This is a genomic window from Massilia sp. Dwa41.01b (genome assembly GCF_014171775.1).
In the GTDB taxonomy this organism is placed as follows: Bacteria; Pseudomonadota; Gammaproteobacteria; order Burkholderiales; family Burkholderiaceae_D; genus Telluria.
The window spans coordinates 103,979-117,768 of sequence record NZ_CP050454.1; the positions used below are offsets into that span (position 1 = coordinate 103,979).

General features: G+C 66.1%; 13 protein-coding genes, 1 tRNA gene and 2 pseudogenes. 12 read left to right on the forward strand and 4 right to left on the reverse strand.

All coding sequences use genetic code 11. The annotated features are described in order from the left end of the window. Positions 1-45 precede the first annotated feature (45 nt). The 11 genes and pseudogenes from G4G28_RS00510 (at position 46) to G4G28_RS00560 (ending at position 8,826) form a co-directional block, all read left to right on the forward strand. A complete protein-coding gene (locus G4G28_RS00510) occupies positions 46-1,029 on the forward strand; it encodes a 3-oxoacyl-ACP synthase III family protein (protein ID WP_183107937.1) in 984 nt (327 codons plus the stop codon). Between the two features lie 34 nt (positions 1,030-1,063). Beyond that, on the forward strand, positions 1,064-1,339 hold the full coding sequence (locus G4G28_RS00515) for an acyl carrier protein (protein ID WP_182990443.1): 276 nt from the start codon (positions 1,064-1,066) through the stop codon (positions 1,337-1,339). An 8-nt stretch (positions 1,340-1,347) separates the two neighbouring features. After that, the gene (locus G4G28_RS00520) at positions 1,348-2,940 is read left to right on the forward strand and encodes an NAD(P)/FAD-dependent oxidoreductase (protein WP_182990444.1); all 1,593 of its coding nucleotides are present in this window, start codon (positions 1,348-1,350) and stop codon (positions 2,938-2,940) included. Further along, on the forward strand, positions 2,888-3,859 hold the full coding sequence (locus tag G4G28_RS00525; protein WP_182990445.1) for a diiron oxygenase: 972 nt from the start codon (positions 2,888-2,890) through the stop codon (positions 3,857-3,859). Before G4G28_RS00520 ends, G4G28_RS00525 begins: the two co-directional genes overlap by 53 nt. Continuing rightward, positions 3,856-4,188: an SCP2 sterol-binding domain-containing protein gene (locus G4G28_RS00530; RefSeq protein ID WP_182990446.1), complete on the forward strand. Its 333-nt coding sequence runs from the start codon at positions 3,856-3,858 to the stop codon at positions 4,186-4,188. Before G4G28_RS00525 ends, G4G28_RS00530 begins: the two co-directional genes overlap by 4 nt. A gap of 25 nt (positions 4,189-4,213) precedes the next feature. Then, positions 4,214-4,651, forward strand: a complete 438-nt coding sequence (locus G4G28_RS00535; RefSeq protein ID WP_182990447.1) for a hypothetical protein — start codon at positions 4,214-4,216, stop codon at positions 4,649-4,651. Further along, positions 4,648-5,361, forward strand: a complete 714-nt coding sequence (locus G4G28_RS00540) for an ABC transporter ATP-binding protein (RefSeq protein ID WP_182990448.1) — start codon at positions 4,648-4,650, stop codon at positions 5,359-5,361. The genes G4G28_RS00535 and G4G28_RS00540 overlap by 4 nt, the downstream gene beginning before the upstream one ends. Further along, a pseudogene (locus G4G28_RS00545) lies at positions 5,358-6,757 on the forward strand (ABC transporter permease). Before G4G28_RS00540 ends, G4G28_RS00545 begins: the two are co-directional and overlap by 4 nt. Before the next feature lie 12 nt (positions 6,758-6,769). Then, positions 6,770-7,549, forward strand: coding sequence for an outer membrane lipoprotein-sorting protein (locus tag G4G28_RS00550; protein WP_182990449.1), 780 nt, complete (start codon positions 6,770-6,772; stop codon positions 7,547-7,549). A 6-nt stretch (positions 7,550-7,555) separates the two neighbouring features. Then, positions 7,556-7,729 carry a hypothetical protein gene (locus G4G28_RS00555; RefSeq protein WP_183107938.1) on the forward strand — a complete coding sequence of 58 codons (174 nt, stop codon included), beginning with the start codon at positions 7,556-7,558 and terminating at the stop codon, positions 7,727-7,729. 71 nt (positions 7,730-7,800) lie between these two features. Next, the gene (locus G4G28_RS00560) at positions 7,801-8,826 is read left to right on the forward strand and encodes a hypothetical protein (RefSeq protein WP_183107939.1); all 1,026 of its coding nucleotides are present in this window, start codon (positions 7,801-7,803) and stop codon (positions 8,824-8,826) included. 16 nt (positions 8,827-8,842) lie between these two features. Here the strand turns inward: G4G28_RS00560 and G4G28_RS00565 are convergent, their stop codons facing one another. After that, positions 8,843-9,460, reverse strand: coding sequence for a hypothetical protein (locus G4G28_RS00565; protein ID WP_183107940.1), 618 nt, complete (start codon positions 9,458-9,460; stop codon positions 8,843-8,845). Positions 9,461-9,548: 88 nt separating this feature from the next. Here G4G28_RS00565 and G4G28_RS00570 point away from each other — a divergent pair. Further along, positions 9,549-9,625: transfer RNA gene (locus tag G4G28_RS00570), tRNA-Pro, on the forward strand. Between the two features lie 193 nt (positions 9,626-9,818). Here G4G28_RS00570 and G4G28_RS00575 read toward each other — a convergent pair. The 3 genes and pseudogenes from G4G28_RS00575 to G4G28_RS27315 form a co-directional block, all read right to left on the reverse strand. Beyond that, positions 9,819-10,739, reverse strand: coding sequence for a hydroxymethylglutaryl-CoA lyase (locus G4G28_RS00575; RefSeq protein ID WP_182990452.1), 921 nt, complete (start codon positions 10,737-10,739; stop codon positions 9,819-9,821). A gap of 30 nt (positions 10,740-10,769) precedes the next feature. Continuing rightward, complete coding sequence (locus tag G4G28_RS00580; RefSeq protein WP_182990453.1) at positions 10,770-11,699, reverse strand: glyoxylate/hydroxypyruvate reductase A; 930 nt, start codon at positions 11,697-11,699, stop codon at positions 10,770-10,772. Next, a pseudogene (locus tag G4G28_RS27315) lies at positions 11,699-13,739 on the reverse strand (biotin carboxylase N-terminal domain-containing protein). The gene G4G28_RS00580 and the pseudogene G4G28_RS27315 overlap by 1 nt, the downstream one beginning before the upstream one ends. Positions 13,740-13,790 lie beyond the last annotated feature (51 nt).

Below are 13,790 nucleotides of genomic sequence, written 5' to 3' on the forward strand. Positions count from 1 at the left end.
CATTACCTGCGAGATGCCGCGCGAGCGCATCCGCAACGATTCCCCGTGTTCGCACGCCTGCCGGAAACGCCGGCGCGCTGGTGGCGCTTCTGGGGCATCGAGGAGCGTGGCCACTTCAGCGCCGCCAACGACGAGAGCGAGCTGCTGGCCGCCGAACGCGCCTGCCAGCGCATCCTGGCCACGATGGGCTTGCGCCCGGACGACATCGACATGCTGATCTGCTCGTCGTCGGCGCCGACCCTGAGCGACAGCGCCGGGGTGCTGCCGCACGCGGGCGTGCGCATGCATCCGCGCCTGTCGCGCGTGCTGCGCGAGCGCCTGGGCGTCACCCGCGCGCTGGCCTTCGACACCCAGGTCGAATGCGCCAGCTTCATGCTGAACATGAACATCGGCGCCAGCTACATCCGCAGCGGCCGGGCCGAGCGCGTGCTGGTGGTGTGCAGCGAATACGTGTCGCAAATGCTCGACTTCACCTCGCACAGCTGCACGATCTTTGCCGACGGCTGCGCCGCCGCCCTGCTCACGCGTGGGGGCGAAGGCGACGTGGCCGACCTGATCGCCGTCGACCAGTTCTCCAACGCCGATCACTACGAGGTTGCGACTGGCCGCTTCCGCCACGAGGAAGGCGATACCCGCAAGGAGGGGCCGGTCAAGCCCTACTTCACGCTGTCGGACAACGGCCAGGCCGAGCTGCAGGAATTCGTCCCCGAAAACGTACCGAAAGCCGTGGCACGCGCGCTCGCCAGGACGGCGCTGACGCCGGCCGACATCGATTTCTTCGTCTTCCACCAGCCTTCGCCGATCCTCGTCTACAGCTGGGCGAGCGGCATCGGCATCGGCGAGGACAAATACCTGATCAGTACCCGCGACACCGGCGTGATGGTGTCGGTGGCGGTGCCGCACAACCTGTGGATGGCGCTGGAGCAGGGACGCATCGCGCCGGGTGACACCATCGTGCTGGCCGGCGCCGGGATCGGCTGGGGCTTCCTTGCCCAGGTATGGAACGTCGACGGCATCGTCGCGTGTTAATTCACCTTGATTCACTTTCATTGAGAGAAGCCACATGCTAGACCTGCACACCACCATCCGCAACCTGATCATCGAAGCCGCCGAACTCGATGAGGACACCGAGATCGGCCTGACCGACTCGCTGCACGACCACGACGTCGATTCCCTCGCCGGCCTGGAAGTGACGGTCAACCTCGAGAAGAAATACCAGATCAAGATTCCGCCGGCACGCTATGAGGAACTGGTCAGCATCGGCGCCATCGCCGCGATCGTGCAGGAACTGATCGACGCCAAAGCGGGAACGGCGGCGCAAGTGGCGCAGCCTGCCTGACAGCGTCCATGTCCGAGGAACGCCTCAAGGTCGATGAGCTGGTGGTGGGCGCGGGCCTCACCGGCCTGGTCTACGCCAACGTCGCCGCCGCCCACGGGCGGCGCGTCGCCGTCGTCGAAAAGCACACCAAGCCGGGCGGCTACGCGACCAATTTCGATCGCAAGCGCAAGTTCGTCTTCGACTGCAGCCTGCACAAGATCACCGGCTTCGGTCCGCGCGGGAATTTGCAGGACGCGCTCGAGCGCGCGGGCCTGATGCAGCACATCGACTTTCACTACTACGACGAGCTGACCACCTTCATCATCGGCGAGCGCCGCATCGCGCTGCCCTGCGACGGCGAACGCCTGGTCGCGGCACTGCTCCAGCACTTCCCGCACGAACGCGCGGCCCTGGCCCGCTTCATGGCCGACGTCGGCAGCTACGGCTACCAGACCTACATGCTGGCACGGGTGGCGCTGGGCGAGCACCAGCTCGACATGGAAAGCTTCGCCGAGTCGCGCCGCCTGGCGCGCATGACGGCTTTCGATTACTTCAAGGCCGTGTTCAGCGACCGCCAGCTGATCACCCTGCTGTGTTCGCTGGCGATCAACCTCGGCGTGGAAGCGATGGAGGCCGATGCACTGTACTTCCTGCACTTCGCCTACACCTTCATGCTGACCCGCAAAGCCTATGTGAAGGGTTCTTCGCAATACCTGTCCGACACCCTGGCGCGCGAGCTCGAACGCCGCGGCGGCACCCTGCTGCTGGGCGAACGCCTGCTCGGCATCGAGACGGCAAGCGGCCGGGTGGCGGGTGCGCACACGCGCCGGCGCCGCTTCGAGACAGATCACATCGTGTTTACCGGTTGCCCCCATCACGTCGTCGAGCTGCTGCCGCCGGCCGTGGCCGTGGACGACTTCCAGAAAAAGCTCGACAAGCTCGAATTCGGCCTGGGCGCCTTCATCGTCTACCTGGGCCTGTCGGCGCCGCCGGCGGCGATCGGCATGCTGCAGTCCGATTACCTGATCGCCGACGAAGCTTATCTCGACGGCGCTGCGGCCGGGGCGGACTGCCCGCTGCGCTACCAGCGACGGCCGCTGTCGGTCTCGAACTACCACGCGCTCGACGCTTCCTACGGCTACGTGGTGCAGCTCGAGATCCTCGAACAGCAGGACGACTGGCTCGACCTGCCGCGCGAGGCCTACAAGGAAAAGAAGCGCGAGATCGCCGAGCAGGTCATCAACCGGGCCTGCCGCTATTTTCCGCAACTGCGCGATGCCATCGAATACATGGACATCTCGACCCCGCGCACGAACAAGAAGTACACCAATTCCGGAGGGGGCTCGTCCTTCGGCTACAAGCCCGTACCGAAGCGCAACGTCAGCTTCCTGAAAAGCCCGCCGGTCGACGGCATCCAGTTCGTCGGCACCTGGGTCAACGGCGCCGGCTACGAGCCGGCCATGTGCCTCGGCTTCACCGCCGCGACGCTACGCCACGAAAAGCTGCGCAAACTGAACGAACAGAACCAACAGATCCAACCAAGGGGACATGCTGAACATGGAAGCACAAGTGGAAGCGATATTCGCAGAACCGAAGAAGCAGCGCCTGTTCTCGCTGACTAGGAAGCTGATCGACACCTCGGAGCGCGGCGGCATGACCATGCTGGCGCACCACCCCTGGGACATGGAAGTCGGCACGCCCTGGATCCGCAAGAAGGAACGCGTTTCCATCTACGGCACCCCCTACTGGGACCTGGCGAGCGAGGACGAGATCCGCCGCCTGGCGCTGGAGGAAACGGTGTCGTGGTGGTCCGGCTTCATCGGCCTGGAAGGACTCGTCATCGAGTACTACATGCGCGTGGTGAACCGCGGGACGTTCGCGAAGCTGCCGCACATCGAAGAGTACATGAAGCACTTCATCAAGGAAGAGCTGATCCACACGCTGGTGTTCAAGAAGGCGATCGCCTACTTCGGCTCCGAAGTGTTCCCGATGCCCGAGTTCATGCGCAGCTTCTACGACGACAACGCCGGCACCGGGGAATACCCGCTGATGGCGGTGTACATGACGATGCTGATCGAATGGGTGGCCGACCTCTACCAGCAGCTCGACGTCGACGCCGACTACATCCACCCGCTTGCCAGCGCGGTCGTGCGCGAGCACTGGAAGGAAGAGGTACGCCACATCAAGTGGGGCCAGAACATGATCATCGGCCTGGCCGATACCGACCCCGAGTTCCAGCACGCGATCCGCGAATTCACGCCGATCTACATGCGCCAGCTGGTCGACCAGGGCGTCACCAATGTCGACTGCTTCAACCGCGTCGGCATGGCCCATCCGGCCTTCCAGGACCACGAGGCGCTGCTCGAGGCGGTGCTCTACAGCGAACACCGCAAGCGCCTGAACATCGAACTGTGCGTGCCGATGGTGCGCTACTTCGTCGCCGCCGGCATCTACGACGAGGCCTATCACGACCTGTGGGTGGAGCAGGGCTTCGGCACGGAACTCGACATCGTCCTCAACAAAAGGAGCCTCGCAGCATGAACAGCGCACGCCTGAACACCATCGACGAGGTCATCGCCTCCATGCCCCAGCGCTTCCAGCCGGAAGCGAGCCGCAAGCTGCAAGCCGATTTCCAGTGGCAGATCAGCGGCCCCGGCGGGCGCAACTTCTGCCTGCGCGTCAACGACGGCAGCCTGCAGGTCGTCGATGGCCTGGTGCCCGAACCGAGCGTCACCTTCTCGACCGACGACGTCACCTACCTGCGCCTGGTGAATGGCGACATCAAGGGCATGACCGCGATCCTGACCCGCAAGCTGACCATGCGCGGCAGTATCTACCTGGCCAGCAAGATGGACGTCATCTTCAAATAAGCCCCATTGCACGACAAGGAACACGATGCGTTTACGACATTTGCTGTACATGAGCGGCTCGGCGGCGCTGGTGCTGGTCGGCGCCGGCCATCTGGCCACCGCGCTGCTGGCGCCGGTCACCCCGGCCCAGCAGGCCATGATCGATTCGATGAAGGGTTTTGCCATCGCCATGCCGGGCACGGTGGCGAACCTGTACCAGTTCCACCAGGGCTTTTCGATCATGATGGGCGTGCTCCTGATGAGCTATGGCGCGGTCACGATGCTGTTCGTGAAGGCGGCCTCGATGGCGGCGGCGCTGCGCACCCCGGTGCTCGGCTTTAACATCCTGGTGGCGCTGGTGTCCCTGCTGTTGTCGATCCAGTTCTTCTTCGTGGTGCCGGTCGCGCTCACCGGCCTGGCCTGCGCCTGCTACGCGCTGGCCTGGCTGCTCGGCCTGGGTGCGCCCAAGGTGGTGCATCCATGAGCCACGCCGCCCATTGCGTCAGCCTCAGCGGCGTAAACAAGACCTATTACCTCGATACCGTGGGCGTGCCGGCGCTGCAGGACATCCACCTCGAGATCCGCCCCAACCGGTTTACCGTGCTGTCGGGCGCCTCGGGCAGCGGCAAGACCACCTTGCTGAACCTGATCGGCTGCATCGACCGTCCCGACAGCGGCGACATCGTCGTCGCCGGCGAGAGGGTAGCTGCGATGGACGACAACGCCCTGTCCGACTTCCGTGCGCGCCACATCGGCTTCGTGTTCCAGAACTTCAACCTGCTGCCGGTGCTGTCGGCCTATGAAAACGTCGAGTATCCGCTGCTGTTGACGGGCATGTCCGCAGCGCGCCGGCGCGAACGCGTGCGCAGCCTGCTCGACGCGGTCGGCCTGTCCGAACGCGGCAACAACCTGCCGGGCCAGCTCTCCGGCGGCCAGCGCCAGCGCGTCGCCATCGCACGGGCCCTGGCTGCCTCGCCCAAGCTGGTGCTGGCCGACGAGCCCACCGCTAACCTCGACAGCAACACCGGCGCCGCCATCATCGCCCTGATGCGCAGCATGCAGCGCGAGCACGCGGTGTCGTTCGTCTTTTCCTCCCACGATCCGCAGGTGCTGGCCGAAGCCGACGACGTCGTCACCATCCGCGACGGCCGCATCGCCGCGGTCGAACGGCTGGCCCTGAAAGGCGTCGCATGAAGACCCTGATCCTCGCCCTGCGCAACCTGATGCGCAACCGCCGCCGTTCTCTCACGACCTTGCTGGCCATGACCATCGGCGCCTGCGCCGTGCTGCTGTTCGGCGGCTACAGCACCAACATCAACTACGGCCTGCAGACGGATTACGTGCAGCGCAGCGGCCACCTGCAGATCCAGCACAAGGATTATTTTGTGTACGGCACCGGCAACCCGGCCGCCTATGGCATCGAGAACTACCAGCAGGTGATGGATGTGGTGCGGCGCGACCCGGTGCTCGCGCCCATGATCGAGGTGGTCACGCCGACCCTGCAGCTGGGCGGCATCGCAGGCAATTTCGCGGCGGGCGTGTCGCGCACCGTGCTGGGCGCCGGCGTGGTCGTCGACGACCAGAACCGCATGCGCGGGTGGAACGACTATGCGCTCGACTTCCGGCGCGAGCCGCTCGGCCTGACCGGTACCAGTCCTGAGGCGGCCGTCATCGGCACGGGCGTGGCGCGGGTACTGCAGCTGTGCGAGCCGCTGAAGGTCGGCCGCTGCGAGCAGACGGGCCAGACTCGTCCAGCCGCCGCGGCCGGGACGCCTTCCGACACCCCGTCCGACATCGCATCGCTGGCGGCACTGGAAGGGCCGGCGCCGAAGGCCGAGGGGCAGGCCCGCATCGAACTGCTGGCGGCGAACGCGCATGGTGCGCCCAACGTCGCCGCGCTGCAGGTGGTCAAAGCCGAAGACCAGGGCATCAAGGAACTCGACGACGTCCATGTCGCGCTGCACCTGGAGCAGGCCCAGCGCCTCGTGTACGGCAACGAGACCCCGCGTGCCACCGCCGTCATGGTGCAGCTCAAGCACACCAGCCAGATGCCGGCGGCCCAGGCACGCCTGCGCGAACTGCTGGAGACACACTTCAAGGGCCGCAATCTCGACATCCTGGAATTTGCCACCCTGAACCCCTTCTATGGCCAGGCCACCGACATGTTCGCCGCCATCTTCGGCTTCATCTCGCTGCTGATCGGCGCCATTGTCCTGTTCACCGTCGGCAACACGATGAGCATGGCGGTGGTCGAGCGGACCGTGGAAATCGGCACCCTGCGCGCCATCGGCCTGCGCCACAGCGGCATCCGTCGCCTGTTCGTGTGCGAAGGCGTGCTGCTCGGCTCGATCGGCGCCCTGGTCGGCGTGGTCGCGACCTGGGCGCGGCCTGGCTGATCAACCACAGCGGCTTTACCTGGACGCCGCCGGGACGGGTCGAACCGATGCCGCTGCAACTGAGCGTCTGGGGCGAAACGCCGATGATCATCGGCACCGGCATCGGCCTGATGCTGGTGGCCACCCTGTCCGCCTGGCTGCCCGCGCACCGCGCTTCGCGCCTGAACATCGTCGACGCCCTGCGTCATGTTTGAGAAAGTCCCCGCATGAACTTGCCTACTCTGTTCACGGTGGCCGCCCTCCTGGGCGGCGCCGCCCTCACCGTCGCAGCCGCCGAAACGCCGTCTGCCCAGGCGATCCTGGCGGCCAGCGACAAGATCCGCAACCCGGAAAAATCGTTCAGCATGAACGCCACGCTGATCGAATACCGCGCCGGCAAGCAGACCGACAGCAATGTGCTGGCGGTGTATTCGAAGGCTGACCCGGCGAGCGGGCAGTTCAATAACCTGATCCGCTTCGTCACGCCGGCGCGCGATGCCAACAAGCTGATGCTCAAGAACGGCAACGATCTGTGGTTCTTCGACCCGTCCACCAGCGCCAGCGTACGCATCTCGCCGCAGCAGCGCCTGCTGGGCCAGGCGGCGAACGGCGACGTCGTCACGGTCAACCTGTCGAAGGATTACCAGGCGACGCTGGCCGGCGAAGAAGAAGTGGCCGACGGCGAAAAGAAGCCCCGTGCCAGCTACAAGCTGGACTTGCGCGCCGCCGCCCCGGACGTCACCTATGAACGCATCGAGATGTGGGTCGACAAGGCCAGCAGCCGGCCGATCAAGGCACGCTTCTATACGGCGAGTGGACGCCTGCTGAAAACCGCCTATTACCGCCACTACAAGGCCCAGCTGGGCCAGGAACGCCCGACCGAGACCGTCATCATCGACGGCCTCGATCCGGGCTGGGTGACAGTGATGCGCTTTGCCGACTATGCCTGGCGCGACATTCCCGACAGCTGGCTGCAGCGCGATTACCTGCCGCGCTTCCGGCCATAAGCCGCGATGAAACTGGTTTTCATGATGGCGGCCGCGCTGCTGGCCGGGCCGGCACATGCCGGTGCGCCGCCCGACACGCGCGATGACACCGACCTGGCGGCGCTGGCGCTGGCCGACGCCGCGCCCGATGAAAGGGCAAGGCCGGCGACTGGCAGGTCGCGCTGGAAGCTGCAGGGGTAGTTGCCGAACCCCGCGACGGCAGCGGCAGCTACAGCGACCGCCGCGCCACCGTCGACCTGCGCTTCGACAAGGTGGTGGCACCGGGCTGGCGCGTCGTCCTTGCCAACCGCCTCGACGTCTTCGGGCGCCGCACCGAGGCCGGGCACCACGCGGTCAATACGCTCAAGGAAGCCAGTATCAGCTGGCAGAACACACCCAACACCATCGTCGACCTTGGCCGCATCAACGTGCGCCAGGGCGTGGCCACCGGCTACAACCCGACCGATTATTTCAAGCGCAACGCGGTGCGCGCGATCACCTCGGCCGATCCCGACACGGTGCGCAAGAACCGGCTTGGCACGGTGATGCTGCGCGGGCAGGTATTGTGGGACAGCGGATCGCTGTCGGCCCTGTATTCGCCCAAGCTTGGCGACCGTCCCAGCGGCGCCCCATTCGCCTTCGACGCCGGCGCCACCAATGGCAGCGAACGCTGGCTGGTGAGCGCGAGCCAGAAGTTCGGAGCGCGCATCACGCCGCAATGGCTGCTGTTCAAGGAAGAGGGACGATCGCCGCAACTGGGCATGAATCTCAGTGCGCTGCTGAGCGACGCGGCCGTGCTCAATCTCGAATGGTCGGGCGGGCGCGCGCCGACCTGGGAAGCGGAGCTGTTCGGCGTGGCCGGACCCGCCCGCTACGCCAACAAGGCCGCTGCCGGCGTGACCTACACGACGCGCAGCAAGCTCTCGCTCACGCTGGAAGCCGAATACAACGGCTGGGCGCCCGACCGCGCGGGCTGGGACGCGCTGCGCGCCGGGTCCCTCGTCGACTACAGCCGCTACCGCACCCTGATGCGCGACCGGCTGGACCTGCCTACCCGGCGTGCGCTGTTCTTTTACGGTAGCTGGCAGGACGCCGGGCTCAGGCACCTCGACCTGACGCTGATGCGCCGCCATAACCTCGACGACCGCAGCGGCCTGGCCTGGCTGGAAGGGCGCTACCACTGGACGCACGCCGACCTGGCCCTGCAGTTCCAGTACAACGGCGGCCGTGAGCGCAGCGAATACGGCGTGCTGCCGGATCGGCGCCGCTGGCAGCTGGTGTCGACCTTTTACTTCTGACGCGCTGGCGCGGCGCCTACCACTTGCAGCCGCTGTCCTTCTTGTCCGCCAGGATCAGGAGCGGGCCGAGCAAGCCGCCCGGCAGGCCATCCTTGCACAGGGGGCGCTTGGCCGCGCCGATCGCGCGCGCTGCCCGGCTTTCCGTCTCCAGCGGCTTTTCCGGGAACTGGCCGATGGCCGTGCCTTCCTTGGCGGGATCTTTCATGTTGGCCAGCGAGCGTGCCATCTTGCGCGCCGCGTCGGGGTCGAAACGCGGCACATCGGTTGGCGCCTCGGTTGGCGATTCGGGAGCCTGCCGCACCGTGAACGCATCGGGCTGCGCCGGCGTAGGTACGGGATCGACCGCGATCACGGGACGCGGCCGTTGCGGCTGCGTACGCCGCGCTGAAGACGGAGCCGGCCGCGAGGGCGGCGCTGCCTCGACCTGTGGCGCAGGCAGCGGCTGGGGAGGCGGCCGCAGGCGCACCGCGAGCGGACGCGCCGGCGCCGCGGGTTCGCCAGGTGGCGCGCTGCGCTGCAGGTTCAGCACGAGCAGGTGCAGCGCCAGCGAGACCGCGATCCCGGCCGCGATGCGTCGGTTCGACCAGTTGCTTTGTTCTTCGGGCGCGATGCCACTCCCTGCTGCCAGTTTCACAATGCTTTCATCCCCGACGTAAGAAAATTCCACAAAATGAAAACCCGACCTTGACCGGATGAGTCCCAGCCGCTATGATGCGTGTCTTCGGAGTGTAGCGCAGCCCGGTAGCGCACCTGGTTTGGGACCAGGGGGTCCAAGGTTCGAATCCTTGTACTCCGACCAGTATTAAGAGAAAAGCCGACAGCGAAAGTTGTCGGCTTTTTTCGTTTTCGCCTTTTTTTTCATGGACATTGCCGGTACGTAGGGTGGGCTCCGCCCACGCGGTGATCGTTATCGTCAAGATCATCGATCGCCGCGTTGGAACCGTTGGCGATCACCGCGTAGGCGGGGAACCCGCCTGCCCTACGATGCCGGTTCAACCCGCCCGTTTCGCCGCCAGCGCATTCCCCGCGCGGCTGGAACCCTTGCGTCCCAATACGCCTGAAATGAACTGGCCGGCATCGACCACCTGGTCGAGGTCGATTCCCGTCTCGATCCCGAGGCCATTCAACAGGTAGATCACGTCTTCGGTGGCGACGTTGCCGGTGGCGCCTTTCGCGTAGGGGCAACCGCCCAGGCCGGACACCGACGAGTGGAAGATCTGCACGCCCACTTCCAGGCTGGCGTAGATGTTCGCCAGCGCCTGGCCATAGGTGTCGTGGAAGTGGCCGGACAACTGCTGCAGCGGGAATTCACGGCTTGCCGCCAGCATCACTTCCTGCGTCTTGCGCGCGGTCGACACGCCGATGGTGTCGGCGATGTCGATCTCGTCGCAACCGAGGTCGCGCATGCGGCGCACCACGTCCGCCACGGATGCCAGGGGCACCTCGCCCTGGTAGGGGCAACCGAAGGCCGTGCTGATGCTGCCGCGCAGGCGCATGCCGTTCGCTTTCGCCGCCTTTGCCACCGGCTCGAAGCGGGCAATGGATTCGGCGATCGAGCAGTTGATGTTCTTTTGCGAGAAGGCTTCGGAGGCCGAGCCGAAGATCACGACTTCGTCGGCCCGGCTTGCCAGCGCCGCCTCGAAACCCTGCATGTTTGGGGTCAGCGCCGAATAGATCGTGCCGGGCTTGCGGGCGATCCCGGCCATCACCTCGGTGCTCGTTGCCATCTGCGGCACCCATTTCGGCGACACGAAGGAGGCGGCCTCGATATTGACGAAGCCGGCACGCGTGAGGCGGTCGACCAGTTCGATCTTGACCTGGGCGCTGATGGTGTCCTTCTCGTTCTGCAGGCCGTCGCGCGGACCGACTTCGACGATCTTGACCTTCTTCGGCAGGGTGGCTTGGCTGTTCATGTCGACTCCTCGGTATCGTTCAGTATCTGCTTAATATCCCAGTGCGCGGTCGACGATGTCCGCGACCGGCCGGCCCGCTTCGAACGCGGCGATTTTATCCACGATCTGCAGCACCGCTTCCTCGCGCAGCGTGACGGCGGAGATGTGCGGCGTGATCGTGATGCGCGGCTCGTCCCAGAACGGGTGCTGGGCCGGCAGCGGCTCGTTGCGGAACACGTCCAGCGTGGCGCCGGCGATGTGTTTCGCGCGGATCAGGGCCAGCAGGTCCGGCTCGGCCACCTGGGCGCCGCGCGCGACGTTGATCAGATACGCCCCCTGCGGCAGCGTTGCCAGGCGACGGCGGTCGAGCAGGTTGTTCGTTTCGCTCGTCAAGGGCAGCAGCGACACCAGCACCCGGGTGCCACGCAGGAAGTCGTCGAGCGCATCCAGGCCGGCATAGCAGGCGACTCCCGTCACTTCCTTGGGCGTGCGGCTCCAGACGCGCACCGGAAAACCAAAGGCGCGCAGCGCCTCCACCACCGGCAGGCCCAGTTTGCCGATGCCCATGACGCCCACCGTAAAATCTTCTTTGCGGTACACCGGCAGCGGCGACCACAGGCCGTGGCGGCGCTGCTCCTCGTATTCGTCGAAGCGGCGGAAGTAGCGCAGCAGTGCCCAGGTGACGTATTCCGCCATCTGCATCGCCATGCCGGCGTCGCCCAGGCGCACGATCGGCACGGCGGGCAGGGCGTCGCCGAATTTCAGCACCGCGTCCGCTCCCGCGCCCATCAGGAAGATCGCCTTCAGTCCTGCCAGCTGCGGCAGCAGGTTGGGCGAGGGGCTCCACAGCACGGCGTAATCGCAGGCGCCGAGCGTATCGCCTTCCTGCCAGCCGACGGTCTCGGCGCCGGGCAGGGCGCGCGCGAAATCCTCGGCCCAGGGACCGATCTGCCCATCACCACGGTACAGCAGGACGCGCATCAGGCAGCCTTGAAGGCCAGCAGCGGCGCGCCGTCGGCTACCTGGTCGCCCACCGCGTACAGCACCTCTTCCACCAGGCCGTCCCCAGGCGCGGCAATGGTGTGCTCCATCTTCATCGCTTCCATGATGACCAGCGGCGTACCCTTCTTGACTTCCTGGCCCGCCGCCACCATCACGGCGACGACCTTGCCCGGCATCGGCGCGGTCAGGCGGCCGCCGGCGGCCTCTGCCTCGCCGGCATGGGCCATCGGGTCGTTATAGGCAAGCGCGACATGCTCGCCCCCCGTGAATACATGGAACAAATCGCCGTCGCGGCGCACGGTGCCGTGCATGGATTGCTCGCCCAGGCGGATCGACAGCATGCTGCCCTCGCGGCCGTTGACCGTCAAGGGCTGCTTTCTGCCGTCGATGTCGAGCTCCCAGCCCTGCGGATGATAGGTCACGCCGACCTGGTAGGCGCCGCCTTCGAGGCTGGCAGCATGCTCGTCGGCGAAGGACAACTGGCGGCGGTAGTCGCCGTTCAGGCGCCAGCCTTGCGCCTGGCCCCACGGGTCGGCGGCATGGTTCGATGCGCGGCTCGAGCGCGCCTTTTCGGCCTCGATCAGCGCCACGGCGGCCAGGGCCAGCGCGCCGTGTGGCGCCGCTTTCGATGGCGGGAACAGGGTGGCGCCATTACGCTCGATCAGGCCGGTGTCCAGATCGGCCGTCGAGAAGGCCTCGCCTTCGACCAGGCGCTTCAGGAAGGCGATATTGGTGGCCAGGCCCACGATCTGGAATTCGGCGAGCGCCTGCGACAGCCGCGCCAGCGCTTGCGTGCGGTCGGCGCCCCAGACGATCAGTTTCGCAATCATCGGGTCGTAGAACGGAGAGATCGCATCGCCTTCGCGCACGCCCGAATCGATGCGCACGGCAGCCGGCGCCACGCCCGCCACGCCGCCCAGCTCGAAACTCACGGCGTTCGGCGTGTCCATGTGGCGCAGCGTGCCGATCGATGGAAGAAAACCTTTTTCCGGATTCTCGGCGTAGATGCGCGCCTCGATCGCATGGCCGTGGATGCCCAGTTCATGCTGCTTTTTCGGCAGCGGCTGGCCCGCGGCCACGCGCAGCTGCCATTCGACCAGATCGGTACCCGTGATCATTTCCGTCACCGGATGCTCGACCTGCAGGCGCGTGTTCATCTCCATGAAGTAGAACGAACCGTCCTGGTTGGCGATGAACTCCACCGTGCCGGCGCCGACATAGCCGACGGCGCGCCCGCGGCCACGGCCGCTTCGCCCATCGCCGCGCGGCGGTCCTGCGCCATGCTAGGGGCCGGTGCTTCTTCCAGCACCTTCTGGTGACGGCGCTGCACCGAGCAGTCGCGCTCGTGCAGGTAGACGCAGTTGCCACGGGTGTCGGCAAACACCGGATTTCGATGTGGCGCGGGCGGATCAGGTATTTTTCGACCAGCACCTTGTCGTCGCCGAAGGAGCTGATCGCTTCGCGCTTGCAGGAGGCCAGCGCGGCGACGAAGTCCTCGCTGCGCTCGACCACGCGCATGCCCTTGCCGCCACCGCCGGCGCTGGCTTTGAGCAGCACCGGATAGCCGATGCGGTCGGCCTGGGCGTTAAGAAAAAGCGGATCCTGGTTGTCCCCGTGGTAGCCCGGCACCAGCGGCACGTTGGCGCCTTCCATCAGCTGCTTCGCCGCAGACTTCGAACCCATCGCGCGCATCGAGGAGCCCGGCGGGCCGATGAAGACGAGACCGGCGGCGGCAACGGCTTCCGCGAACTCGGCGTTCTCGGACAGGAAGCCGTAGCCCGGGTGGATCGCCTGGGCGCCGGTGGCTTTCGCTACTTCGATGATCTTCTCGCCGCGCAGGTAGCTTTCCTTGGCGGCGGCGGGGCCGATCAGCACGGCCTCATCGCAGACCGCAACGTGCTTCGATCCGGCGTCCGCTTCCGAATACACGGCGACGGTACGGATGCCCATGCGGCGCGCGGTGGCGGCGACACGGCAGGCGATTTCGCCACGGTTGGCGATCAGGATTTTGCTGAACATGCGTTGGTCTCGCTTTATCGTTTTTCGTGTTGGTGAAGAGGGGTTCAAGCG

What these genes read in the sequence shown, in the direction of transcription:
- G4G28_RS00555 (WP_183107938.1), top strand. Translation starts at nt 7,556, where the DNA reads ATGAAACTGGTTTTCATGATGGCGGCCGCGCTGCTGGCCGGGCCGGCA.
- G4G28_RS00515 (WP_182990443.1), top strand. Translation starts at nt 1,064, where the DNA reads ATGCTAGACCTGCACACCACCATCCGCAACCTGATCATCGAAGCCGCC.
- G4G28_RS00580 (WP_182990453.1), bottom strand. Translation starts at nt 11,699, where the DNA reads ATGCGCGTCCTGCTGTACCGTGGTGATGGGCAGATCGGTCCCTGGGCC.
- G4G28_RS00550 (WP_182990449.1), top strand. Translation starts at nt 6,770, where the DNA reads ATGAACTTGCCTACTCTGTTCACGGTGGCCGCCCTCCTGGGCGGCGCC.
- G4G28_RS00530 (WP_182990446.1), top strand. Translation starts at nt 3,856, where the DNA reads ATGAACAGCGCACGCCTGAACACCATCGACGAGGTCATCGCCTCCATG.
- G4G28_RS00535 (WP_182990447.1), top strand. Translation starts at nt 4,214, where the DNA reads ATGCGTTTACGACATTTGCTGTACATGAGCGGCTCGGCGGCGCTGGTG.
- G4G28_RS00575 (WP_182990452.1), bottom strand. Translation starts at nt 10,739, where the DNA reads ATGAACAGCCAAGCCACCCTGCCGAAGAAGGTCAAGATCGTCGAAGTC.
- G4G28_RS00520 (WP_182990444.1), top strand. Translation starts at nt 1,348, where the DNA reads ATGTCCGAGGAACGCCTCAAGGTCGATGAGCTGGTGGTGGGCGCGGGC.
- G4G28_RS00540 (WP_182990448.1), top strand. Translation starts at nt 4,648, where the DNA reads ATGAGCCACGCCGCCCATTGCGTCAGCCTCAGCGGCGTAAACAAGACC.